Source organism: Micromonospora sp. NPDC007230 (assembly GCF_042869115.1).
Lineage (GTDB): Bacteria > Actinomycetota > Actinomycetes > Mycobacteriales > Micromonosporaceae > Micromonospora.
In genome coordinates this window covers 1-21,908 of sequence record NZ_JBIAFE010000035.1, presented here as the reverse complement: position 1 = coordinate 21,908, position 21,908 = coordinate 1, and the positions used below count along the sequence as shown (strand labels likewise).

Below are 21,908 nucleotides of genomic sequence, written 5' to 3'. Positions count from 1 at the left end.
CCACCACGTTTGGGGGGTTCCGCCGTTTCGCGCCATTCTGTGCCCGCTTGGGGCTCGAGAAAGGGAGCGTCTTGTCGCAAGGTAAAGGTCTGCTCGAAAGAGTGTCGAACGCGCTATTGGTTTTGGGCGTGGCCGCAGTGATGATTATCACTACTGGGTCGACGCCCGCAATGGCCTACACGGACGAGAGATGGGGTACGGGCAACTCTTCTCCATGGTTTACGTTCGACAAGAACCCGACAAGTCCATTGAATAGCCAGCTCGTCGCGTATGTCAGCGTGGGCGGCATTCGGTACCGAATCAGTCAACGCGCTGGCAGTGGCAACGGAAGTAAGAATGACTGCCTGAGTAATCAAGGGTGGTTGCCCAACGGCTATTACTGGCCTGACGGGAGGGACAGCACTCGCTTCGAGCACATCTACAAGACCTGGGGCAGCGAGGTTGTCCGAGGGTGGGTCTGGAATCTCGGCTCGAAGAGGTGTGCGGCGGGTTCCGTTACGCGGACGGAACTGTACATTCACTCGCAAGGATACTCTGGATGGACAAGCTCGAATTATGCATCTAACGGGTGCATAAAGATCAACCAGACCGACCGCAGCCACCTGCACGACAGGTTCCAAGCTGCATACGGCCGGTCCAACGCTTTCCTCCAAGTAGTCGACTGACGCGATCGGATCGCCATTATGGAACTCTCGAACCGCCGTAATCGTTCACTTCTTTTGGTGGCTGCGCTCATCGCAGCGACAATAGGTGCCTCAGTTCTTTTCCAGCCATCCGCACATGGTGAGGAGCCGAGCGAGGTACGCGATCAGGTGCTCCGGCATCAGCAACTGGTGGCCGAATGTATGGAGAGTCGCGGCTTTGAGTATGTTGCTACCGTTCCCGGGGACCTCATCATTGAGGAGGCGCGTGCTGCGGCGGAGGCTACGGGCAGCGACGTCAAGGCCGCTGTAGAAGAAGCATCGCAGAATCTACCCCCCGATCCGAATGAACTGCACGTGGCAACGCTGGAGCCGGGGCAGCAGCAAGCTTGGGGTGACGCGCTGTGGGGCACCGACTCCTTGGAAGGCTGTTACGACAGCACGCTCGAGACAGCCTCCAGGGTCGACTTGGAGGCCGAACTTGATCGCGCGCAGTCCATCCTCGACCAAGTCGAGTCCGATCCCTCAGTGCAGGGGGCCGAGGCGGAGTACCTCACTTGTATGGCTGCGCACGGATACTCCCTCAACTCAGTCGATTCAATTCACGAGTATGTGGGGCTTCGAGCTGAAGAGCTCGACGCCGAGGCCGGCCAAGAACTAGCGGACCAGGCATACGCTCACCACGACGACTGCGTGCGGCAATACAACGCGACATTCAATACTGTCCACCTCAGCCTTCTTGGCGGCAACTGATCCCTCTAAGATAGAGTCACTTAGCCTAAGTTGATCATGGCTGCGCCCTGCTCTTCTCGTCCGACTGGGCGGGGAACGGGACCGCCGAGGTCAACCTGACGAGTGGCAACCTCACCGTCCACTGACCGACCGGTAGCGCGGGAGGACGCCGACCTCGGTGTCCTCCCGCGTTCCATTTCCCGTCGTGCCGGGACGATGTCCGATGCCGTACCGTCGTCGCATGAGCAGTCGACCCGCGGCCGGGGGCGGCCGGTGGGTCGAGCTGGACCCGACCCGCGTCGCCCGCTGGGTCGAGGGCTTCGCCGACCGGCACGGCCCACCCACCACCACCGTCCAGGGGTACGGCCTGCTGCTCGCCGCCCCGGACGGCGCGACCGCCGAGCTGCACACCCCGCCCGGCGCCCCGCCGGGCGCCGACGTACCCGGGTTCGTGGCCGCCGCCGGCGCGCCTCGCCGGCTCGGCCTGCTGCTGGCCCGCAAAGGCGCCGTGGCGGTCGGCGTCGCCGAAGGGACCGAGCTGGTCGTCTCCAAGGTGGACACCCGCTACGTGCAGGGCCGCACCGCCGCGGGTGGCTGGTCGCAGCAGCGCTTCGCCCGGCGGCGGGACAACCAGGCCAAGGCGGCCCTGGGCGATGCGGTGGAGCTGACGGTACGTCTGCTGCTGCCGGAGGCGGCGACCCTGGCCGCCCTGGTCGGCGGTGGTGACCGCCGGGCGGTGGACACGGTGCTGGCCGACCGCCGGCTGGCCCCGCTCGCGGCGCTGCGCGCCGACCGGCTGCTCGACGTGCCGGAACCCCGGCACGCGGTGCTGGTCAACGCGATCGCTGCGGCCCGCGCGGTGCACGTCCTGGTCCGCGACCGCGACCGCGACTGACCTGACCTGCCCTGGCCCCGCGCCCGGTGCCCGCTCGCTCGGGCTGAAGACGTCCTGGCCACCTTGGCGGTGCCCGTCGGCGTCCCGACCTGTCCAAGATCGCAACGGAACGTGGCGGGATAGCGGTTCGGGCTGGAGACACGAAGAGTGACCGAGCTTGCGTTGCCACCCGGCGGCAAGCTGCCCGGCCCGAGCTGGTTGACCAGGTGGTTTCTCTGTCGGCCCGGACAGGCGGAACAGTCCTCCCCCCTCGCTTTGCTCTGCAGCCATATCCGCAACGCTCACGCACCGTGGCCGCTGCGTATGTGGCTGCAGAGCAAAGGAGGCGCGTGGGGTCCCAGCGTCCACTGCGGAATGTGACGCTAAGTGAGGAAGCGGGCTGGAGTGGCGCTTCGAATTCCCGCCCCACAGCGGGCTGGGATCATGGAGTGGCCAGCGCCTGGCTGCCGGGCCCGGTTGCTGGCGGCCGGGGGATCAGGGGACCCGCGCGCTCGGCGGGAGGGATGGTGGGGCGCCGTCAGAGGGTGCCGCCGAAGGTGTCGCAGGCCTTCGGGTCGCCGGTGGAGTAGCCCTTGGTGAACCACTGCTGGCGCTGCGCGGACGTGCCGTGGGTGAACTCGTCCGGGTTCACCGGCCGCCCGGCCCGCTGCTGGATCGCGTCGTCGCCGATCTTCTCGGCGGTGTCGATCGCCTGCTGGATGTCCTGGTCGGTGATGCTCTTGAAGATCTTCTGGCCCTGCGCGTCCGAGGTGCCGGTGGCGTTCTTCGCCCAGGCGCCCGCGTAGCAGTCCGCCTGCAGCTCCAGCTTCACCGAGAGCGCGTTGGCGTTGTTCGGGTCGCGCTGCTGCTGGCGGCGCATCTGCGCCTCGGTGCCGAGCAGGTCCTGCACGTGGTGCCCGTACTCGTGGGCCAGCACGTACGGCTGGGCGAACTCGCCCTCCGCGCCGAGTTGGTCGGCCAGTAGGCGGTAGAAGGTGAGGTCGATGTAGACCAGGTCGTCGGCCGGGCAGTAGAACGGTCCGACGCCGGAGTCGGCCCTGCCGCAGCCGGTGCTCACCGCCTGGCTGAAGAAGACGGTCCTGGAGGGCTGGTACTGCTCGCCGAAGACCTCCGGCATGGCCGTGCGCCAGTACGCCTGGATCGAGTTGACGTAGAGGGTGTTGCGGCAGTCGAGCTGCTTGAGCGCGTCCTGCGCCGAGCATCTCTGCTCCAGCGCGGTGTTGTCGCCCTGGTCCGAGCCGCCGCCGCTGGTCGCCGCGTTGAGGCCGAAGCCGCCGCCGACCAGGGCCACGAGGACGGCGATGATGATGCCCACGATCCCGCCCCGGCCGCCGCCGATCGGGATCGTGGGCATCATCCCGCCGCCTCCGCCGGACCCTCGCCGATCCTCCACCTGGCTGGTGTCGATCCGCGCGTTCTCGTTCAGCTCCATGTTGACCCCGATCACCGATCGTCCGTGTGTGGTGGTTGCGGTACCGGAATGGGTCCGGACGGCGTTTCCGGTACCCGATGATCTTGCCCGGTAATCCGGCGGGACGGCAGCGCCACGCCCGGTACACTTGCCCCGTGCTGCGCTGCGAAGGCTGAACGGCCCCGCGCCGACGGGAACTGGTGACCCGCCGGCGCTTTCGCGTGCCCTGAGTCAGCCCTTCCGGACCCCGAGAGCGAGTACCTCGAAATGATCACTGCCACCGGCCTGGAACTGCGCGCCGGTTCCCGGATCCTGCTGTCCGACACCACGCTGCGGGTGCAGCCGGGTGACCGGATCGGCCTGGTCGGCCGCAACGGCGCCGGCAAGACGACCACGCTCAAGGTGCTGGCCGGGGAGGGGCAGCCGTATTCCGGGCAGATCGACCGGCGCAGCGCGATCGGCTACCTGCCGCAGGACCCGCGTACCGGCGACCTGGACGTCACCGGGCGGGACCGGGTGCTCTCCGCCCGCGGCCTGGACGTGCTGATGGCGCAGATGAAGGAGCTGGAGACGAAGCTCGCCGAGGGCGCCGACGACGAGCGCCTGGTCCGCCGCTACGGCGCGCTGGAGGACCAGTTCGCCTCGCTCGGCGGCTACGCGGCCGAGGCCGAGGCGGCCCGGATCTGCGCCAACCTCGGGCTGCCCGACCGGGCCCTGGCGCAGACCATCGGCACCCTCTCCGGCGGCCAGCGGCGCCGCATCGAGCTGGCCCGGATCCTGTTCCGGGACGCGGGCGAGAACGGCGGCGGCATCCTGCTGCTCGACGAGCCCACCAACCACCTGGACGCCGACTCGATCACCTGGCTGCGCGGCTTCCTGGCCAACCACAAGGGCGGCCTGATCGTGATCTCTCACGACGCCTCGCTGCTCGAGGCGGTGGTCAACAAGGTCTGGTTCCTGGACGCCACCCGCTCCGTGGTCGACGTCTACAACCTGGGCTGGAAGGCGTACCTGGAGGCGCGGGAGACCGACGAGCGGCGCCGCCGCCGGGAGCGGGCCAACGCCGAGAAGAAGGCCGGCGCGCTGATGGCGCAGGCCGACAAGATGCGGGCCAAGGCGACCAAGACGGTGGCCGCGCAGAACATGGCCCGCCGAGCCGAGAAGCTGCTGAGCGGCCTGGAGGAGGTACGCGTCGCGGACAAGGTGGCGAAGGTGCGGTTCCCCACCCCGGCGCCGTGCGGCAAGACCCCGCTCACCGCGACCGGCCTGTCCAAGTCGTACGGGTCGTTGGAGATCTTCACCGACGTCAACGTCGCGGTGGACCGCGGCTCCCGGGTGGCCATCCTTGGCCTCAACGGCGCCGGCAAGACCACCCTGCTGCGGATGCTCGGCGGCCTGCTGGAGCCGGACACCGGCGCGGTGCGCCCCGGCCACGGCCTGCGGCTCGGCTACTACGCCCAGGAGCACGAGACCCTGGACGTGGAGCGGACGATCCTGGCGCACATGCGTAGCGCCGCCCCGGAGCAGAGCGACACCGACCTGCGCAAGATCCTCGGTGCGTTCCTGTTCTCCGGCGAGGACGTCGACAAGCCGGCCGGGGTGCTCTCCGGCGGCGAGAAGACCCGGCTGGCCCTGGCCACCCTGGTCTGCTCCGGCGCCAACGTGCTGCTGCTTGACGAGCCGACCAACAACCTCGATCCGGTCAGCCGGGAGCAGGTGCTCGACGCGATCGCCCGCTATCCCGGCGCGATCGTGCTGGTCACCCACGACCCCGGCGCGGTGACGGCGCTGAAGCCCGACCGCGCCATCCTGCTGCCCGACGGCGACGAGGACGCCTGGAGCGACGACCTTCTCGAACTCGTCGAACTGGCCTGATCCGAGCTCGGGGCAGCCGAGCAGATCGGTCACCCGAGGGAGCGGACGGATCGGCCGGCCGGACGGCTCACCATGATCCAGCCGGGCGGAGCCGCCTGACCGGTCAGTAGCATCACTCTATCGGGAAGCTGACATTGCATAGCGTGTCGGTTGGCGATTAGTTGATATCTGGCGCATGATCGTTCGAGGCGGTCTAATAGGTGGGACCGTATCCGAACCGCACAGTCTGGGACGTGAGGGATCAGCATGGCAGCCACCGGCACAGCCACCAGCACTGAGAAAGGTCGCCGGATCGTCGGAGCCGAGCGCCAGACGCTCGCCAAGGACCTGGTAAAGCGGTACACCTCGGGTGAGAGCATCCGTGCGCTCGCGGCCTCGACCGGCCGTTCCTACGGGTTCATTCACCGGGTGCTGACCGAGTCCGGGGTGCAGCTGCGGCAGCGTGGCGGTGCCCGGCGTCGCAAGAAGGCGTGACCCGCTCACCAGCGTCGTCCATCAGCGTTGTACTCCGGATGGTCCCGTGACCTCCGCAACGACCGGAGTGCGACTCGACTGCGACGGGCCGGTTGCGACGGTGACGTTGTGCCGGCCCGACGTGCTCAACGCGCAGACCCCGGCGATGTGGCGCGCGATGAGCGACTTCTCCCGCGACCTGCCCGGCGACGTCCGGGTCGTGGTCGTACGCGGCGAGGGGCGGGCCTTCTCCGCCGGTCTCGACCTGTCGGTGGCGGGTGCCTCCGGCCCGGGCTCCTTCGCCGAGCTCGCCACGCTGCCGGAGCAGGAGTGCGCGGACCGGATCGCCGATTTCCAGGCCGGCTTCACCTGGCTGCACCGCCCGGACGTGATCTCCGTCGCGGCCGTGCAGGGGTACGCGATCGGCGCCGGGTTCCAGCTCGCCCTCGCCTGTGACCTGCGGGTGCTCGCCGAGGATGCCGTGCTCTCGATGGCCGAGGTGACCCTCGGCCTGGTGCCCGACCTGGCCGGCACCAAGCGCCTCCTCGACCTGGTCGGCTACTCCCGGGCCCTGGAGATCTGCGCCACCGGTCGCCGGATGGACGCCGTCGAGGCGGACCGGATCGGGCTGGCCACCCTCGTGGTGCCCACCGCCGAGTTGGACGCCACCGTGCGGGACCTGGCCGCCGGCCTGCTGGCCAACAACCGGGACGCGATCGTGGAGATCAAGGCGCTGCTCGCCGGCGCCGTCGGGCGCAGCCACGCGGAGCAGCAGCGGGCCGAGCGGGAGGCGCAGACCCGCCGACTGCGCGACCTGGCCGGGCGGGGAGAATAGGTAAGGACCGTACGGGAAGATCCGGGTTACTCGCGAGGTTGTCGTAGTCGTCGGGAGAATTGACCCGACGGTCCAGGGCTGCTCGACGACCCGGAGGTGACGAGTGTCCAACCCGATGGCCGGTGGCGGCATGGGCGGCTGGAGCATGCTCCGGTCGATGCGTGACCGCGATCAGGTTTCCACCCACCAGCTCAAGCACGGCACCGCCAAGCGGATCGTCGCGTTCGCTCAGCCGTACCGGCGCGACATCGTCGTCTTCCTGCTCACCGTGGTGATCGCCGCGGTGGTCGGGGTGGCCACCCCGCTGCTCGCCGGTGACGTCATCGACGCGATCGCCAAGGGCGGCTCCGACGCGCGCTCGACGGTGGTCCGGCTCGCCCTGATCATCGCCGCGCTGGCCGTCGCCGACGCGCTCTTCTCTCTGGCCCAGCGCTGGTATTCGGCCCGGATCGGCGAGGGCATCATCCTCGACCTGCGGACCCGGGTCTACGACCACGTCCAGCGGATGCCGCTGCAGTTCTTCACCCGCACCCAGACCGGTGCGCTGGTCAGCCGGCTCAACAACGACGTGCTCGGCGCCCAGCGGGCGTTCACCTCCACCCTGTCCGGGGTGGTCAGCAACGTCATCCAGCTGGTGCTCACCGCCGGCGCGATGCTCATCCTCTCCTGGCAGATCACCCTGCTGGCGCTGGTGCTGCTGCCGATCTTCATCATCCCGGCCCGCCGGGTCGGCCGGCGGCTCGCCGAGATCACCCGCGAGTCGTACAACCTCGACGCGAAGATGAACGCGACGATGACCGAGCGGTTCGGGGTGGCCGGCGCTCTGCTGGTCAAGCTCTTCGGCTCGCCCGAGGTGGAGGCACGCCGGTTCGCCGGCCGCGCGGAGCGGGTCCGGGACATCGGCATCCAGTCCGCCATGTACTCGCGCACCTTCTTCGTGGCGATGCTGCTGGTCGCCTCCCTCGCGCAGGCCCTCACGTACGGCCTGGGCGGGTGGCTCGCCGTCACCGGCGCGGTCAGCGCCGGCACCGTGGTCAAGCTCGCGCTGCTGCTCACCCGGCTCTACGGGCCGCTCACCGCGCTCTCCAACGTCCGGGTCGACGTGATGAGCGCGCTGGTCTCCTTCGACCGGGTCTTCGAGGTGCTCGACCTGCGGCCCGGCATCGAGGAGAAGTCCGCCGCGGTGCCGGTGCCCCGGGGCAGCGGCCGGGTCGAGTTCCGGGACGTGCGGTTCCGCTACTCGAGCGCCGCCGAGGTGTCGCTGGCCTCGCTGGAGGAGGTCGCCACGCTGGACCGGACGGTCAACGAGCCGGTGCTCAAGGGTGTCTCGTTCAGCGTCGAGCCCGGGCAGATGGTGGCCCTGGTCGGTCCCTCCGGCGCCGGCAAGTCGACGCTGTCCATGCTGATCTCCCGGATCTACGACGTCTCCGACGGGCAGGTGCTGGTTGGCGGCGTCGACGTCCGGGACGCCACCCTCGCCTCGCTGCGCGACGAGATCGGCGTGGTCACCCAGGACTCCCACCTGTTCCACGAGACCATCCGGGAGAACCTGCGGTACGCCAAGCCGGACGCCACCGACGACGAGATCTGGGCGGCCCTGGCCGGCGCGCAGGTGGCCGACCTGGTCCGCTCCCTGCCCGACGGGCTCGACACCACGGTCGGCGAGCGCGGCTACCGCTTCTCCGGCGGCGAGAAGCAGCGCATCGCCATCGCCCGGCTGCTGCTCAAGGCCCCGTCGATCGTCATCCTCGACGAGGCCACCGCCCACCTCGACTCGGAGAGCGAGGCGGCGGTGCAGCGGGCGCTGTCCGTGGCGCTGACCGGGCGTACCGCCCTGGTGATCGCGCACCGGCTCTCCACCGTCCGGGACGCCGACCAGATCCTCGTCCTCGACGAGGGGCGGATCGTCGAGCGCGGCCGGCACGAGGAACTGGTCGCCGTGGGCGGCCTCTACGCCGAGCTCTACCGCACCCAGTTCGCGGTGGCCGACTCGCCGGCCCCGTACGCCGAGCCGGACCAGCCGGAGCCGGTGGTCACCACCGTGCCGCTCGGCACGTACGTGGCGCAGGAGGCGCTGCCGCCGGCCGTGGCCAACTAGCCGGAGACTCGGCGCCGACCGGAGCGGCTGGTCAGGCGTTCGTCGCCGCGTGCAGCTCGCCGAAGGCGGCGCCGAGCGTCTCCGGGGTGAAGTGCGCGTTCAACCCGCTGGGGTTGGGCAGCACCCACAGCCGGGCGCCGCCGAGTGGCTCCGGCTGCGGGCCGAAGTCGGCCTTCGGCCGCGCGAACCCCACCCGGTACGCGGTCACCCCGACCACCGCCACCCAGCGCGGCCGGTGCCGCTCGACCTTGCCGGTCAGCACCTCCGCGCCGCGTACCAGCTCCTCGGCGGTCAGCTCGTCGGCGCGGGCGGTGGCCCGGGCCACCATGTTGGTGATGCCCAGGCCGAGGGCCGGCAGCGCCTCCTGCTCGCTGGGGTGCAGCTGGCGCGGGGTGAAGCCGCCCCGGTGCAGCGCCGGCCAGAACCGGTTGCCCGGCCGGGCGAAGTGCCAGCCGGTGGCCGCCGACCAGAGCCCGGGGTTGATCCCGACGAAGAGCACGTCCAGGCCGGGCGCGATCAGGTCCGGCAGCAGTTTGCCGGCGGCCGCCGCGAGCTGCTCCTTCGTCGGGCGGGGATACCGCGGTGCGGCCGGCGGCTCGGCTGTCCGGCCGGGGCCGTCCCCGCCGGCGTGGGACGCCCTCGCCCGGCTCGCATCGGCCGTGCCGAACCGGGTCGCTGCCGTCCGGGCCCCGTCCGGCGGGCCCGCCCCGGACCGGCGTCGCCCTGCCGTCACAGCCCGCGCAGCGCGCCGCCGTCGACCGGCACGGTCACCCCGGTCACGTAGCTGGCGGCGGGGGAGAGCAGGAACGCCGCGACCCGGCCGAACTCGGCCGGATCGCCGAGCCGGCGCAGCGGGATGTCGGCCTCCGCCTCGGCCCGGGCGCGCTCCGGGTTGCCGCTGGCCGCCAGGAGTTCCTTGTTGCGGTCGGTCATGATCCGCCCCGGTAGCAGCGAGACCACCCGTACCCCGCGCGGCCCGTACTCGTCGGCGATGTCCTTGGCCACGCCGGCCAGACCGGGGCGCAGGCCGTTGGAGATGCCGAGACCGGGCAGCGGGCTCCGCGCCGAGGTGGAGAGGACCAGCGCGATCACGCCTCCGTCGGGGAGCGCGGCGGCGACCTTACGGGCGGTGCGGACGCTGCCCAGGAAGATCGTCTCGAAGGACGCCCGCCACTGTTCGTCGGTCACCCGGGCGGCGCTGCCCGGCGGGGGCCCGCCCACCGAGATCAGCGCCCCGTCGAGCCGGCCGAACCGCTCGCACGCCAGCGCGACCAACCGCTCCGGGGCACCCGGGTCGGTCAGGTCGGCGACCAGGCCGATCGCCCGCTCCGGCCCGCCGAGCGCCTCGACCGCTGCGGTCACCCGTTCCGGGGTGCGGGCGGAGATCACTACCCGCGCCCCGTCGGCGACGAGTTGCTCGGCGGTGGCGAAGCCGAGGCCACGGGAGGCGCCGGTCAGCACGTACACCCGGTCGGCGAGTCCGAGATCCATGTGTCCGATCCTGCCGTACCCGGGACCGGCTGTCAGCGGTGGGCCGGGCGGAGCAGGCGTACCCGACCGGCGAGCTGCACCGCGACGGCGTCGCCGGCCCGGGCGACGGCCGGCAGCCGGCGGGGGCGGGGGGTGGTGCGGCCGTCGTAGCGGGTGGCGGCCTCGCGGCTGGCCAGCTCCTCCGCGCCCAGCGCCGGCAGCCTGCCGTGGTCGCGCAGCTCCCGGGCCAGGTCCCAGCCGTCGCGCAGCGACCCGTTGGTCGGCCGGCCGGCCGCCCATTCGGCGAACGTGGCCGACCAGCCGGCGCCGAGGCCGGCGGCGAGCAGCGGCCAGTGCCGGGCCACGTCGCCCGCGCGTTTGTGCAGCAGGGCCCGGCGGGCCGCCGCCACCGGCCCGGGGGCGAACCCGGGCGGCAGCGGCCCACCGGCGACCAGCGCCGCGACCAGCTGCGCCTGCCGCGCGGCCAGGCGCTCGCCCGAATCGGCCGGGGCGGCACCGGGCGAGGGCGGCGGCCCGGCCGGGGGAGCGGCGGGTGGCGTCGCGCCCGGGGCGGCCGGATCCGCCCCGGCGGCGCGGTCGCGGCGGGCGCGGGTCATGTGACCACCGGGTACCCGGAGGCGGCGGCGAGCGCGTCCAGTTCGCCGCGCAGTTCGGCGGCGGGCGGGTAGTGGCCGTCGCGTTCCAGCAGCAGCGCCGGGGGCCGGTGCCGGACGCACAGCTCACCGACCAGATCGAGCACCTCGACGGGGATCGGGTCGGTGTGCGTGTCGTGGTAGAAGCCGCCCTGCTCGGCGCCACCGGCCACGTGGACGTAGGCGACCTGGTCCAGCGGCAGCCGGTCCAGCAGCGCGCGGGGGTCGCCGCCCCGGTTACGGGCGTTGGCGTGCACGTTGGCGAGGTCGAGCAGCAGCAGCGCCCCGGTGGCGTCGAGGATCTCGGTGAGGAAGTCGGCCTCATCCAGCTCGTCGTCCGGCCAGTCGAAGAGCGCGGCGATCGGCTCGAGGGCGAGTGGCACCGGCAGCTCGGCCTGCGCCCGCCGCACGTTCGCCACCACTGCGGCGACCGCCTCCCGGCTGCGCGGCAGCGGCAGCAGGTGACCGGCCTCCAGACCGCCGGCCCGGACGAACGCGATGTGCTCGCTGACCAGCGGGGCGTTCACCGCCGCGGCCACGCCGGCCAGGTGCGCCAGCCGGGCCGGGTCGACCGGTTCCGCACCGCCGAGGGAGAGCTTCACCCCGTGGGGTACGACGGTGACCCCGCGCTCGCACAGCTCGGCGAGGCCGTCGGGGAGCGGGCCGGCCGGGTTGACCGTCTCCGCCACCACCTCGACGAAGCGCAGCCCGGGCAGGCCGGCCACGAATCCGGCGATCTCCGGTCGCCACCCGACGCCGACCCCGTGCGGCCCGGTCGTCGCGGCGCCGGTCCGGATGGGGGCCGGCGAGGCGCTGGTCATCCGCCGCACCCGCCGCCACCGCATCCGCCGCCGCCCCCGCAGGAGCTGCCCCCGCCGCACGAGCTGCTGCTGCAGGAGCTGCTCGAACCGGCCGACCCGGCGCCGCTCGCGCCGAGCGCCTGGCGCTGGATCTCGGCCTGGTCGGCGAAGCCCGGGTCCATGGCCCAGATGGTGGCGGTGCCGAACAGCGCCACGCCCATCGCCGCGGCGGACGGGCCGTACGTGGCGTACGCGGGTGCGGCGGAGGGCCGCAGCCAGGTGTGCCGGTTGCGCAGCTCGTGCAGCGCCCGGTCGGCGGCCCGGGTCCGCCGGGGCACCCGGGCGAGCAGCAGGAAGGCGATGAACAGCGGCACCAGGCTGAGCAGGAGGAAGCCGGCCGGCCGGCCGTTGGACAGGCCGACGAACGCCCGGATCACCCCGAGCGCCAGGAGGGCGGCGATCAGCATCGGCCCGCGCCGCAGGGCGTTCCGCTGCTCCGGTCCGAGCGCCAGGCCGCGCTGCTGGAGGCCGTCGCGGAGCTGCTCGAGGGCCCGGGTGACCCACTCGTCGTGGCGTAGCTCCCGGGAGTGCACGCCGCGCGCGGCGGCGTTGTAGATGGCCTGGTCGAGCGGGGTGACCCCGGCCGGCAGTGAGCCGGCGGTGGTGAGCCGCCGGTCGGGGGCCACGGTCACCACGCCGGCGTGGCGGAGCCCGCCGAGCGCCGTCCAGACCGCCAGCTGGTCGCCGCCGTTGAGGTACGCGGCCTGTTGCGGCCCGAGCTGCGCGGTGCCCCCATCGACCGGAGTGCCGGCCAGGGCGCGGAACCGGTGCACCAGGGTCCCCACGACCAGCACGGCCGCGGCGAGGAGGTACCAGCGCAGGAAGACGGGGCCGGGGATGCCCCAGGTGTCGCCCGGTGCGGCGAGGACGGTCATCTCTCTGCTCCTGTCGCGAGGGGGTCGCGGCCCATTGTGGAGCAGACCCGCCAGGGGGCATCCGGCCCGTCGACCGAGTTACCGGACCGAGATACGGCGCGGGCGGTCAGTGGCGGCGGACCGCCTCCTCGACCAGGTCGAGCACCCGTCCCAGGTCGCCGGCCGGGCGGCCCATCGCCAGGTGCAGCACCAACCCGTCGTACGCCAGCTCCAGGAACTGGGCCAGCACGTCGATCGGCACGTCGTCGCGGAGCACCCCCGCCTCCCGCTGGCGGAGCAGGCGTTCCCGGGTGGCCTCGGCGATCGCCGCCGAGCGTTCCGCCCAGCGCTTGGCGAACGCCGGGTCGGTACGCAGCCGCCGGGAGACCTCCAGCTGGCTGCCGAGCCAGCCGGTGGTGTCCGGGGAGATCGCTCGGGCCAGCAGGTCCCGCATCACCTGGACCAGGCCGTTGCGGGCGACCGTCTCCACCATGGCCGCCGCGTCGTCCTCGGCGACGGCGAGGAAGAGCGAGTCCTTGTCGCGGAAGTGGTGGAAGATGGCGCCGCGGGACAGCCCGGTGGCCTCCTCCAGGCGGCGGACCGTGGCGCCCTCGTAGCCGTGCCGGGCGAAACAGGCGCGCGCGGCGGCGAGGATCTCCTGCCGGCGCGCGTCGAGCTGGTCCTGGCTTACTCTGGGCACGCACCGATCGTCCCAGGTGGGTCCCGCCGATGCAAACCGTACGTACGGCTTGAGATGCGCTTGCGCATGATCACCCCGGGGTCCCGCCCCGGTTAGGATCAGCCCATGACCGCGCCCGCCCACCCGCTGACCGTGGCCGCCGTGCAGGCCGAGCCGGTTCCCGGCGACGTCGCCGGCAACGCCGCCACCGCCGCCCGGCTCGTCGGCCGGGCCGCCAGCGCCCGGATCGTCGTGCTGCCGGAGCTGTTCCTGCCCGCGTACCACCCGCCGACCCTCGCGGCCGACCCGGCCGGCACCCACGTGGCGGCCGACGCGGACGGCCGGGTCGACGACCCGCGGCTCGACCCGCTGCGGCAGGGCGCCCGGGACGGCGGGACGACCGTGGTGGTCGGGGCGGCGGTCCGCCACCCCGACGGGCGGCGCACCATCTCCTCGCTGGTGGTCGACCCGGCCGGCGCGGTGCGGGCGGCGTACGACAAGCAGCAGCTCTGGGGCGGCGAACGCGAGCTGTTCGACCCCGGCCAGCGTGGCGCCACCCTGCTGGTCGACGACTGGCGGTTCGGTCTCGGCATCTGCTACGACGGCTGCTTCCCCGAGCACGGCCGGGCCGCCGCCGCCGACGACGCGCACGGCTACCTCTGCCCGAGCGGCTACCTGGCCGGCTCGGAGCACCGCCGCGACCTCTACTACGCCGCCCGGGCCCTGGACAACACCATGTACGTGGTCTTCGCCAACGCGGTCGACGGCGCCGACCCGTGGCGGTTCAACGGCGGCGCCGCGGTGTACGACCCGGAGGGCCGACCCCTCGCCCGGGGCGCGGACACGGGGGAGGACGTGCTGGTGGCCACCCTCGACCCGGCCGCGCTGGCGGCCACCCGCGCCGCGCACACCATGCTCGCCGACCGCCCCGCCGACCAGGGGCTTCCGCGGGTGGCCCTGCGCGCCTGAAAAGGCGCGGTCGCCGGGCCCTGTCGGCCGGACACCTTGGTCCCGTAAGGTCTGCGCGTGCCGTTGCTCCTGCTCGATCTGGACAACACCGTGCTGGACCGGGATGGGCCGTTCCGCGCCTGGGGTAAGCGCTTCCTGGACGGCATCGGCGCGCCGCCCACCGACCTCGACTGGCTGGTCTCCGTCGACGCGGACGGACTGACCGACCGGTGGGACGTCGCCGACGCCATCCGCGACCGGTACGAGCTGCGGATCCCCTCCATCGACCTGGTCGAGGAGCTGCACGAGGGGGTGGTGGCCCACACCCGGCTGGACCCGCTGGTCGCCTGCGCGCTGCGGATCGCCCACGACGCCGGCTGGGTGCCGGTGGTGGTCACCAACGGCGCGGTACGCCAGCAGGACGCGAAGATCCGCCGCACCGGCCTGGACCGGTACGTCGCCGACTGGGTGATCTCCGAGGAGGCCGGGGTCAGCAAGCCCAACCCGAGGATCTTCGCGCTCGCCGCCCAGCGGGCCCGGATGCCGCTGCGCGGCGCCTGGGTGGTCGGGGACAGCCCGGAGGCGGACATCGGCGGGGCGACCTCGGTCGGCCTGCCCAGCGTCTGGCTGCACCGCGGCCGCCGCTGGTCGGACACCCGGTTCGCCCCCACCCGCACGGTGGACGGGCTGATCGCCGCGGTGGCCACCGTACTGGCCGGCTGACCGCCGTCACCCGCGCGGCGTAAATCGGTTGACCCGCCCGCGTCCGGTGGTGAGCATGGTGCCGCGCGAGGGCGCAGCCGGGCGGTGCCCGGTCGAGGAGAGGAGGTCGGTCATGGCCGTCTTTGCAGGGTCGCTCCACCTGCCTCCACCAGCCTCGATCGAAGGATCAACCCACCCGTGCGCGATAACGACTTCCCGGCGCCGCAGCGCCGTGGCCGCGGCAAGAGCCGCTTCGACGACGACGAACCGTACTTCCTGAAGCGGGGCCGGCACGCCGAGCCGGCCCTCGCCGAACCCGAGGACGAGCCCGACCCCGAGGACCGCTGGTCCTCCTGGGACGAGGCCGTGCACGGGCCCGAGCCGCATCCCGCGTGGCTGGTCACCGAGCTGGCCGCGAAGGACACCGAACTCGGCGTGCTGAAGACCGGCAAGGAGGCGGACGTCCATCTGGTCCGCCGTGCGGTGCCGGGCACCGACCGCTCCTGCCTGCTGGCGGCCAAGCGCTACCGGGACGCCCAGCACCGGCTCTTCCACCGCGATGCCGGCTATCTGGAGGGGCGCCGGGTCCGGCGGTCCCGGGAGAACCGGGCGATGGCCGGGCGGACCGCGTTCGGCCGGCAGATGATCGCCGGGCAGTGGGCGGCGGCCGAGTTCGCCGCCCTGGCCCGGCTCTGGGAGATCGGCGCCGCCTCCGGGCGCATCGCCGTGCCGTACCCGGTCCAGCTGCTCGGCACCGAACTGATGCTGGAGTTCGTCGGGGACGCCGAGGAGGGGCAGGCCGCGCCGCGGCTGGCCCAACTCCGCCCCGAGGGCGCCGAGCTGCGCGACCTGTGGGAGCAACTGGTCGACGCCCTGGTTGTGCTGGCCCGGGCCGGGTACGCGCACGGCGACCTGTCCCCGTACAACCTGCTGGTGCACCGGGGGCGGCTGGTCATGATCGACCTGCCGCAGGTGGTCGACGTGGTGGCCAACCCGCAGGGGCCGGAGTTCCTGGCCCGGGACGTCCGGGTGGTCGGCACCTGGTTCATCGCCCGTGGCCTGCCCGCCGCGGACACCGACCCGGTCGAGCTGACCGAGTTGCTGCTGCGGGAGGCGGGGATCCGCTGAGCGCGCCGCGTCCCGGGCGGGTGCTGTCCCGCCCGGGACGCCGGTGCGTGGTCCGTCGGTCCGGCCGCCGGCGCTGCCACCGCCCGGCGCCGCCGGGGACCGCCGGTCACTGGAGGTAGCGCTCGACCTCCGGGACCGGGCGTGCGCCCTGGGCGTCCGGGTCACCGTGCGCCTGGCGGGCCGCCCGGCGGCGGCGCAGCAGGTCCCAGCACTGGTCGAGGGACTCCTCCAGGGCCCGCAGCCGGTCCCGGGCCGTGTCGTCGGTGCCGGCCTCGTTCTCCTGCGCGGCCGCGCGCAGCCGGTGCTCCTCGTCGACGAGTTCGGAGATCCGGTTCAGGATGGTCTTGTCGTCCATGCCCGAAGCTTGGCACAGGGGGCGGTGCCGCGCCCGGGTTCTCCTCGCTGCGCGCCGCCGGGCCGGCTCCCAGCGCCATGATCAGGTTCGCTTGAGTGAAGGTCCGGACGCTGCTAGCGTGCGCCGGTGTCGATCGGATGGGTCGATGAACGCCATCGGGCACGTGACCGAATGGCCCGCCAGGATGGTGTGATGGGTTCCCGTAGTAGGAGGCTCCGGGCATCCGGGGACGACGCGGTGAACGTGACGCAGGCGCCGGCGGGACCGCGGCCCAGTGTGTCCGGACTGCCGGCGGGTGACCGGGAGCGACTGCCGGCGCGGCTGTCGCCGGCCGTCCGCATGGGACGCAGCACGGTGGACGCGCCGCTGACCGTCGCCAGCCAGGCCGAGACCGGCGCGGCGGGCCGTGGGCCGGGCATCGCGCACGAGCAGGCGACCTGACGGGGACGCCGAACCGGCGCATCCCAGACGAGCACGGCACACCAGCAGGGGAAAAGAGGACGACGAGTGGGGCAGCAGACGGCTTCGAGCGCGGATCTGACGTGGTTGCTGGATGACCTGGTCGGCCGGGTCAAGCAGGCGGAACATGCCGTGGCGCTCTCCACCGACGGCCTGTTGATGGCCGCGTCCCGGGGGCTGAGCCGGGACGACGGCGAGCACCTGGCGGCGATGGCGGCCGGCATCCAGAGCCTGGCCCGGGGCGCGGGCAAGCGCTTCGGCGGCGGCCAGGTGCAGCAGACGATCATCGAGATGCAGTCGTCGTTCCTCTTCGTCACGGCGGCCGGGCGCAACGCCTGCCTGGCCGTGCTGGCCGCCGAGGACGCCGACGTCGGCCTGATCGCGTATGAGATGGCGATGCTGGTCACCCGGGTGGGCCGGTTCGTCGCCACGCCGACCCGGGAACCGGCCACCGGGGAGAGTCCGGCGCGATGACCGGCCGGACCGCAGCCGACTGACGGGTCCCCGTACGACGCCGACGGGCCCCTCCCCGCACGCGCGGGAAGGGGCCCGTTCGGGGTACGTCGTCAGCTGGCGATCATGCGACGCAGCACGTACTGCAGGATGCCGCCGTGCCGGTAGTAGTCCGCCTCACCGGGGGTGTCGATCCGGACCACGGCGTCGAACTCCACGCCGGTGTCGGTGGTGACCTTCACCGTACGCGGGGTCTCGCCGTCGTTCAGCGCGGTCACGCCGGCGATGGAGAAGGTCTCCGTGCCGGTGAGCCCCAGCGACTGGGCGGTGGTGTCGACCGGGAACTGCAGCGGCAGCACGCCCATGCCGATCAGGTTCGAGCGGTGGATCCGCTCGTACGACTCGGCGATGACCGCCCTGACCCCGAGCAGCATGGTGCCCTTGGCCGCCCAGTCGCGGGACGAGCCGGAGCCGTACTCCTTGCCGGCCAGGATGACCAGCGGGACGCCCGCCTCCTGGTAGGCCATCGCGGCGTCGTAGATCGAGGTCTGCTCGCCGGTCAGGTGGTTGACCGTGAAGCCGCCCTCGACGCCGGGGACGAGCTGGTTGCGCAGCCGGATGTTGGCGAAGGTGCCCCGGATCATCACCTCGTGGTTGCCCCGGCGGGAGCCGTACGAGTTGAACTCGTGCCGGGCGACGCCGTGCTCGGCCAGGTACTTGCCGGCGGGGGAGTCCGCCTTGATCGAACCGGCCGGGGAGATGTGGTCGGTGGTCACGGAGTCGCCCAGCTTGGCCAGCACCCGGGCGCCGGCGATGTCGGAGACCGCCTTCGGGTCCCGCTCCATGCCCTCGAAGTACGGGGGCTTGCGGACGTAGGTGGACTCGCCGGCCCAGGCGAAGGTGTCACCGGTCGGGGTCGGCAGCGACTGCCACCGCTCGTCGCCGGCGAAGACGTCGGCGTACGCGGAGCTGAAGCCGGTGGCGCCGATCGCCGAGGCGATGACGTCCTGGATCTCGGCGCTGTTCGGCCAGATGTCCCGCAGGAACACCGGGTTGCCCTGGCTGTCCTCGCCGATCGGCTCGTTGGCCAGGTCGATGTCCATGGTGCCGGCGAGCGCGTACGCGACCACCAGCGGCGGGGACGCCAGGTAGTTCATCTTGACGTCCGGGTTGATCCGGCCCTCGAAGTTCCGGTTGCCGGACAGCACCGAGACGACGGCCAGGTCACCCTCGTTGACCGCGGCGGAGACCTCCTCCGGCAGCGGGCCCGAGTTGCCGATGCACGTGGTGCAGCCGTAGCCGACCAGGTTGAAGCCGAGCTTCTCCAGGTAGGGGGTGAGGCCGGCCCGGTCGTAGTAGTCCATGACGACCTTGGAGCCCGGTGCCAGGGTGGTCTTCACCCACGGCTTGCGGGACAGGCCCTTCTCCACGGCGTTGCGAGCCAGCAGCGCGGCCCCGATCATGACCTGCGGGTTGGAGGTGTTGGTGCAGGAGGTGATCGCCGCGATCACCACGGCACCGTGGTCCAGCTCGTACTCGACGCCGTCGGCGCCGGTGACCCGGATCGGGTTGGTGGCGCGGCCACCGGCACCCGCCGCGGCGGTCTCCAGGTCGCGCGGCTCGTCGGCCGGGTCGCTGAACTCGTTGGCCGGCGGGTCGCTGGCCGGGAACGACTCGGCGCTGGCCTCGTCGGCCGGGCCGGCGGCGCCGCGGGGCAGCTGCTCGCGCGCCACGCCCGGCCTGAGCTCCTTCGCCACGCCGGCGGCCTCCTCGGCCACGTAGTCGGTCAGCGCGGAGCGGAACAGCGTCTTGGCGCTGCCCAGCGGCACCCGGTCCTGCGGGCGCCGGGGGCCGGCCAGGGACGGCTCGATGGTGCCGAGGTCCAGCTCCAGGCGCTCCGAGTACTCCGGCTCGCGGGCCGGGTCGTGCCAGAGGCCCTGCTCCTTGGCGTACGCCTCGACGAGCGCGACCTGCTGCGGGTCGCGGCCGGTCAGCTCCAGGTAGCGGACGGTCTCGGCGTCGATCGGGAAGATCGCCACGGTGGAGCCGTACTCCGGGGACATGTTGCCGATGGTGGCCCGGTTGGCCAGCGGCACCGCGCTCACGCCCGGGCCGTAGAACTCGACGAACTTGCCGACCACACCGTGCTTGCGCAGCATCTCGGTGATGGTGAGCACCAGGTCGGTGGCGGTGGTGCCGGCCGGCATCTCACCGGAGAGCTTGAAGCCGACGACCCGCGGGATCAGCATGCTGACCGGCTGGCCGAGCATCGCCGCCTCGGCCTCGATGCCGCCCACGCCCCAGCCCAGCACGCCCAGGCCGTTGACCATGGTGGTGTGCGAGTCGGTGCCGACGACCGTGTCCGGGTACGCCTGGCCGTTGCGCTCCATGACCGTACGGGCCAGGTACTCGATGTTGACCTGGTGCACGATGCCGGTGCCCGGCGGGACGACCTTGAACTCGTTGAACGCGGTCTGGCCCCAGCGCAGGAACTGGTAGCGCTCCTTGTTGCGCTCGTACTCCAGCTCGACGTTGCGCTGGAAGGCGTCCTCGCGGCCGAACAGGTCGGCGATGACGGAGTGGTCGATGACCAGCTCGGCCGGGGCGAGCGGGTTCACCTTGGTGGCGTCGCCGCCGAGGTCGCGGACGGCCTCCCGCATGGTGGCCAGGTCCACGACGCAGGGCACGCCGGTGAAGTCCTGCATCAGCACCCGGGCCGGGGTGAACTGGATCTCCACGCTCGGGTCGGCGGTGGGGTCCCAGGCGCCGAGCTGCTGGATGTGGTCGGCGGTGATGTTCGCGCCGTCCTCGGTCCGCAGCAGGTTCTCCAGCAGGATCTTCAAGCTGTAGGGCAGCCGGTCGTGGCCCTCCACCTTGCCGATCTTGAAAATCTCGTAGCTCGCGTCTCCGACGCGTAGCTGGGTCTTCGCACCGAAGGTGTCGAGGCTCGCCACGTCGTACTCCTTCACACCAGCGACCGTGAGTAGTCCTGAGCAGTCTGTCGCACCGGCCCAGGTGTTGCCGTGGTTAGGCGACACTTACCTGCGCCCGGCGCTCAACAAAACCGTACGTCCGTCTTGCTATTCGCGCAACCTCGTGCCAGGGTTCGGGACGAGGAGGTGCCATGATGATCCATCACGTCCTGCTCGCCTGCCCACGGGGTTCCGAGGAGGCGTCCCGGGCCTTCTACGTCGGCCTGCTCGGCCTCGTCGAGAAGGCCAAGCCGCCGGTCCTCGCCGCCCGCGGTGGTTGCTGGTTCACCGGGTACGGCGCGGAACTGCACCTCGGCGTCGAGGACGACTTCCGGCCCGCCCGCAAGGCGCACCCGGCCCTGCTCCGCCCCGACCTCGACGCGCTCGCCGCCCGGCTGGTCGCCGCCGGCCACCCCGTGTTCTGGGGCGACGAGGAGATCCCCGGCATGCGCCGGTTCCACACCCACGACCCGCACGGCAACCGCCTGGAGTTCCTCGCCCCCGCCGCCTGACGCCCCCGCACCGCCCACTGCCGACCGCCCTGCCGGGGCGGACGCGGGTCGGTGGAACGTCATGGTTGTCACAGCGGTCCGGAGACGTCGAGGGCACGTCACCGACGAGCGGTGCCCTGCGGCGCCGGGCCGGGTGGCCCGGCCGGGTGGTGGCGGATTGAGCGGACCGCCCGCACCTGGCACCCGGGGGTAGGGTTCGAGGCCGGACCGGAAGGGGTGGCGGGTGCTCGACGTACAACACTGGCTGTCCGCGCTTCCCCCGGGCGTGGTCTATCTGATCGTCGCCGGAGTGATCGGCGTCGAGAGCATGGGCGTTCCGCTGCCCGGCGAGATCGTGCTGGTCAGCTCCGCCCTGCTCGCCGCCACCGGGGTGGTGGAGCCGCACTGGGTGGCCACCGCCGCTGCGGCCGGCGCCATCGTCGGGGACTCCGTCGGGTACGCGGTGGGCCGGCGCGGTGGCCGGCCTCTGCTCGAACGGCTGGGCCGGCGCTTCCCCCGCCATCTCGGCCCGGCGCACCTCGCCCGCGCCGAGCAGAGCTTCGCCCGGCACGGCGTCTGGGCAGTCTTCTTCGGCCGGTTCGTGGCGCTGCTGCGGATCCTCGCCGGTCCCCTGGCCGGCGCGCTGCACGTGCCGTACCGCCGGTTCCTGCTGGCCAACGCGGCCGGCGGTCTGGTCTGGGCGTTCGGCACCACCTACCTGTTGTTCACCGTGGGCCGGGCGGCCGAGCACTGGCTCAAGGACATCTCCTGGGCGGGCCTGGCGCTCGCCGTGCTCGCCGGCGTGGCCAGCACCTGGTGGCTGCGGCGCCGGGCCCACCGGCTGCAGTCGGCGGCGCCGGCCGCCGAGGCCGCGCCGATACGCGCCGGCAGCGACCACTGACCCGGAGACGCCGAACGGCCGGCCCTCTTGTTGGGGGTCGGCC

General features: G+C 72.4%; 22 protein-coding genes. 13 read left to right on the top strand and 9 right to left on the bottom strand.

Annotation, left to right across the window (positions count from 1 at the left end; translation table 11 throughout):
• Positions 1-683: 683 nt before the first annotated feature.
• Positions 684-1,394: a hypothetical protein gene (locus tag ACFYML_RS32860; RefSeq protein WP_387424337.1), complete on the top strand. Its 711-nt coding sequence runs from the start codon at positions 684-686 to the stop codon at positions 1,392-1,394.
• A 220-nt stretch (positions 1,395-1,614) separates the two neighbouring features.
• A complete protein-coding gene (locus ACFYML_RS32855) occupies positions 1,615-2,268 on the top strand; it encodes an acVLRF1 family peptidyl-tRNA hydrolase (RefSeq protein WP_387424336.1) in 654 nt (217 codons plus the stop codon).
• Positions 2,269-2,785: 517 nt separating this feature from the next.
• Here the strand turns inward: ACFYML_RS32855 and ACFYML_RS32850 are convergent.
• Positions 2,786-3,700 (bottom strand): neutral zinc metallopeptidase, encoded by a 915-nt coding sequence (locus tag ACFYML_RS32850; RefSeq protein ID WP_387424367.1) that lies wholly within the window; start codon positions 3,698-3,700, stop codon positions 2,786-2,788.
• Positions 3,701-3,946: 246 nt separating this feature from the next.
• Between ACFYML_RS32850 and ACFYML_RS32845 the strand changes: the two genes are divergently transcribed.
• From ACFYML_RS32845 to ACFYML_RS32830, 4 genes are all read left to right on the top strand, one after another.
• Positions 3,947-5,554 carry an ABC-F family ATP-binding cassette domain-containing protein gene (locus tag ACFYML_RS32845; protein ID WP_387424335.1) on the top strand — a complete coding sequence of 536 codons (1,608 nt, stop codon included), beginning with the start codon at positions 3,947-3,949 and terminating at the stop codon, positions 5,552-5,554.
• 246 nt (positions 5,555-5,800) lie between these two features.
• On the top strand, positions 5,801-6,028 hold the full coding sequence (locus ACFYML_RS32840) for a helix-turn-helix domain-containing protein (RefSeq protein ID WP_007462679.1): 228 nt from the start codon (positions 5,801-5,803) through the stop codon (positions 6,026-6,028).
• Positions 6,029-6,074: 46 nt separating this feature from the next.
• Positions 6,075-6,842, top strand: a complete 768-nt coding sequence (locus ACFYML_RS32835) for an enoyl-CoA hydratase/isomerase family protein (protein WP_387424334.1) — start codon at positions 6,075-6,077, stop codon at positions 6,840-6,842.
• A 115-nt stretch (positions 6,843-6,957) separates the two neighbouring features.
• A complete protein-coding gene (locus tag ACFYML_RS32830) occupies positions 6,958-8,940 on the top strand; it encodes an ABC transporter ATP-binding protein (protein ID WP_387424366.1) in 1,983 nt (660 codons plus the stop codon).
• 31 nt (positions 8,941-8,971) lie between these two features.
• On the opposite strand, the gene mug is transcribed toward ACFYML_RS32830, so the two are convergent.
• The 6 genes from mug to ACFYML_RS32800 all read right to left on the bottom strand — a co-directional run bounded on the left by mug (position 8,972) and on the right by ACFYML_RS32800 (position 13,477).
• Positions 8,972-9,472 (bottom strand): G/U mismatch-specific DNA glycosylase, encoded by a 501-nt coding sequence (mug, locus tag ACFYML_RS32825; RefSeq protein WP_387424365.1) that lies wholly within the window; start codon positions 9,470-9,472, stop codon positions 8,972-8,974.
• A gap of 197 nt (positions 9,473-9,669) precedes the next feature.
• Positions 9,670-10,431, bottom strand: coding sequence for an SDR family oxidoreductase (locus ACFYML_RS32820; RefSeq protein WP_387424333.1), 762 nt, complete (start codon positions 10,429-10,431; stop codon positions 9,670-9,672).
• Positions 10,432-10,463: 32 nt separating this feature from the next.
• The gene (locus tag ACFYML_RS32815) at positions 10,464-11,027 is read right to left on the bottom strand and encodes a hypothetical protein (RefSeq protein ID WP_387424332.1); all 564 of its coding nucleotides are present in this window, start codon (positions 11,025-11,027) and stop codon (positions 10,464-10,466) included.
• Positions 11,024-11,884 carry a DUF692 family multinuclear iron-containing protein gene (locus ACFYML_RS32810; protein ID WP_387424331.1) on the bottom strand — a complete coding sequence of 287 codons (861 nt, stop codon included), beginning with the start codon at positions 11,882-11,884 and terminating at the stop codon, positions 11,024-11,026. The genes ACFYML_RS32815 and ACFYML_RS32810 overlap by 4 nt, the downstream gene beginning before the upstream one ends.
• Positions 11,881-12,798: a TIGR04222 domain-containing membrane protein gene (locus ACFYML_RS32805; protein ID WP_387424330.1), complete on the bottom strand. Its 918-nt coding sequence runs from the start codon at positions 12,796-12,798 to the stop codon at positions 11,881-11,883. Before ACFYML_RS32805 ends, ACFYML_RS32810 begins: the two co-directional genes overlap by 4 nt.
• 106 nt (positions 12,799-12,904) lie before the next feature.
• The gene (locus ACFYML_RS32800; protein WP_387424329.1) at positions 12,905-13,477 is read right to left on the bottom strand and encodes a TetR/AcrR family transcriptional regulator; all 573 of its coding nucleotides are present in this window, start codon (positions 13,475-13,477) and stop codon (positions 12,905-12,907) included.
• A gap of 105 nt (positions 13,478-13,582) precedes the next feature.
• Here ACFYML_RS32800 and ACFYML_RS32795 point away from each other — a divergent pair, with 105 nt between their 5' ends.
• From ACFYML_RS32795 to ACFYML_RS32785, 3 genes are all read left to right on the top strand, one after another.
• Positions 13,583-14,425, top strand: a complete 843-nt coding sequence (locus ACFYML_RS32795; RefSeq protein WP_387424328.1) for a carbon-nitrogen hydrolase family protein — start codon at positions 13,583-13,585, stop codon at positions 14,423-14,425.
• A 57-nt stretch (positions 14,426-14,482) separates the two neighbouring features.
• Complete coding sequence (locus tag ACFYML_RS32790; protein ID WP_387424327.1) at positions 14,483-15,127, top strand: HAD family hydrolase; 645 nt, start codon at positions 14,483-14,485, stop codon at positions 15,125-15,127.
• A gap of 177 nt (positions 15,128-15,304) precedes the next feature.
• On the top strand, positions 15,305-16,234 hold the full coding sequence (locus tag ACFYML_RS32785; RefSeq protein ID WP_387424326.1) for an RIO1 family regulatory kinase/ATPase: 930 nt from the start codon (positions 15,305-15,307) through the stop codon (positions 16,232-16,234).
• A 106-nt stretch (positions 16,235-16,340) separates the two neighbouring features.
• Here ACFYML_RS32785 and ACFYML_RS32780 read toward each other — a convergent pair whose 3' ends face one another.
• Positions 16,341-16,589, bottom strand: coding sequence for a DUF2630 family protein (locus ACFYML_RS32780; RefSeq protein WP_387424324.1), 249 nt, complete (start codon positions 16,587-16,589; stop codon positions 16,341-16,343).
• A 237-nt stretch (positions 16,590-16,826) separates the two neighbouring features.
• Here ACFYML_RS32780 and ACFYML_RS32775 point away from each other — a divergent pair, with 237 nt between their 5' ends.
• Together ACFYML_RS32775 and ACFYML_RS32770 are read left to right on the top strand one after the other, a co-directional pair.
• Entirely contained in the window at positions 16,827-17,030 is a 204-nt protein-coding gene (locus tag ACFYML_RS32775; protein WP_387424323.1) for a hypothetical protein, read from the top strand.
• Positions 17,031-17,096: 66 nt separating this feature from the next.
• Positions 17,097-17,522, top strand: a complete 426-nt coding sequence (locus ACFYML_RS32770) for a roadblock/LC7 domain-containing protein (protein ID WP_357445401.1) — start codon at positions 17,097-17,099, stop codon at positions 17,520-17,522.
• A 92-nt stretch (positions 17,523-17,614) separates the two neighbouring features.
• Here the strand turns inward: ACFYML_RS32770 and ACFYML_RS32765 are convergent, their stop codons facing one another.
• Complete coding sequence (locus ACFYML_RS32765; RefSeq protein WP_387424322.1) at positions 17,615-20,470, bottom strand: aconitate hydratase; 2,856 nt, start codon at positions 20,468-20,470, stop codon at positions 17,615-17,617.
• A gap of 158 nt (positions 20,471-20,628) precedes the next feature.
• Here ACFYML_RS32765 and ACFYML_RS32760 point away from each other — a divergent pair, with 158 nt between their 5' ends.
• A complete protein-coding gene (locus ACFYML_RS32760; protein WP_387424364.1) occupies positions 20,629-20,985 on the top strand; it encodes a VOC family protein in 357 nt (118 codons plus the stop codon).
• 223 nt (positions 20,986-21,208) lie between these two features.
• Entirely contained in the window at positions 21,209-21,865 is a 657-nt protein-coding gene (locus tag ACFYML_RS32755) for a DedA family protein (protein ID WP_387424321.1), read from the top strand.
• The last annotated feature ends 43 nt before the right edge of the window (positions 21,866-21,908 follow it).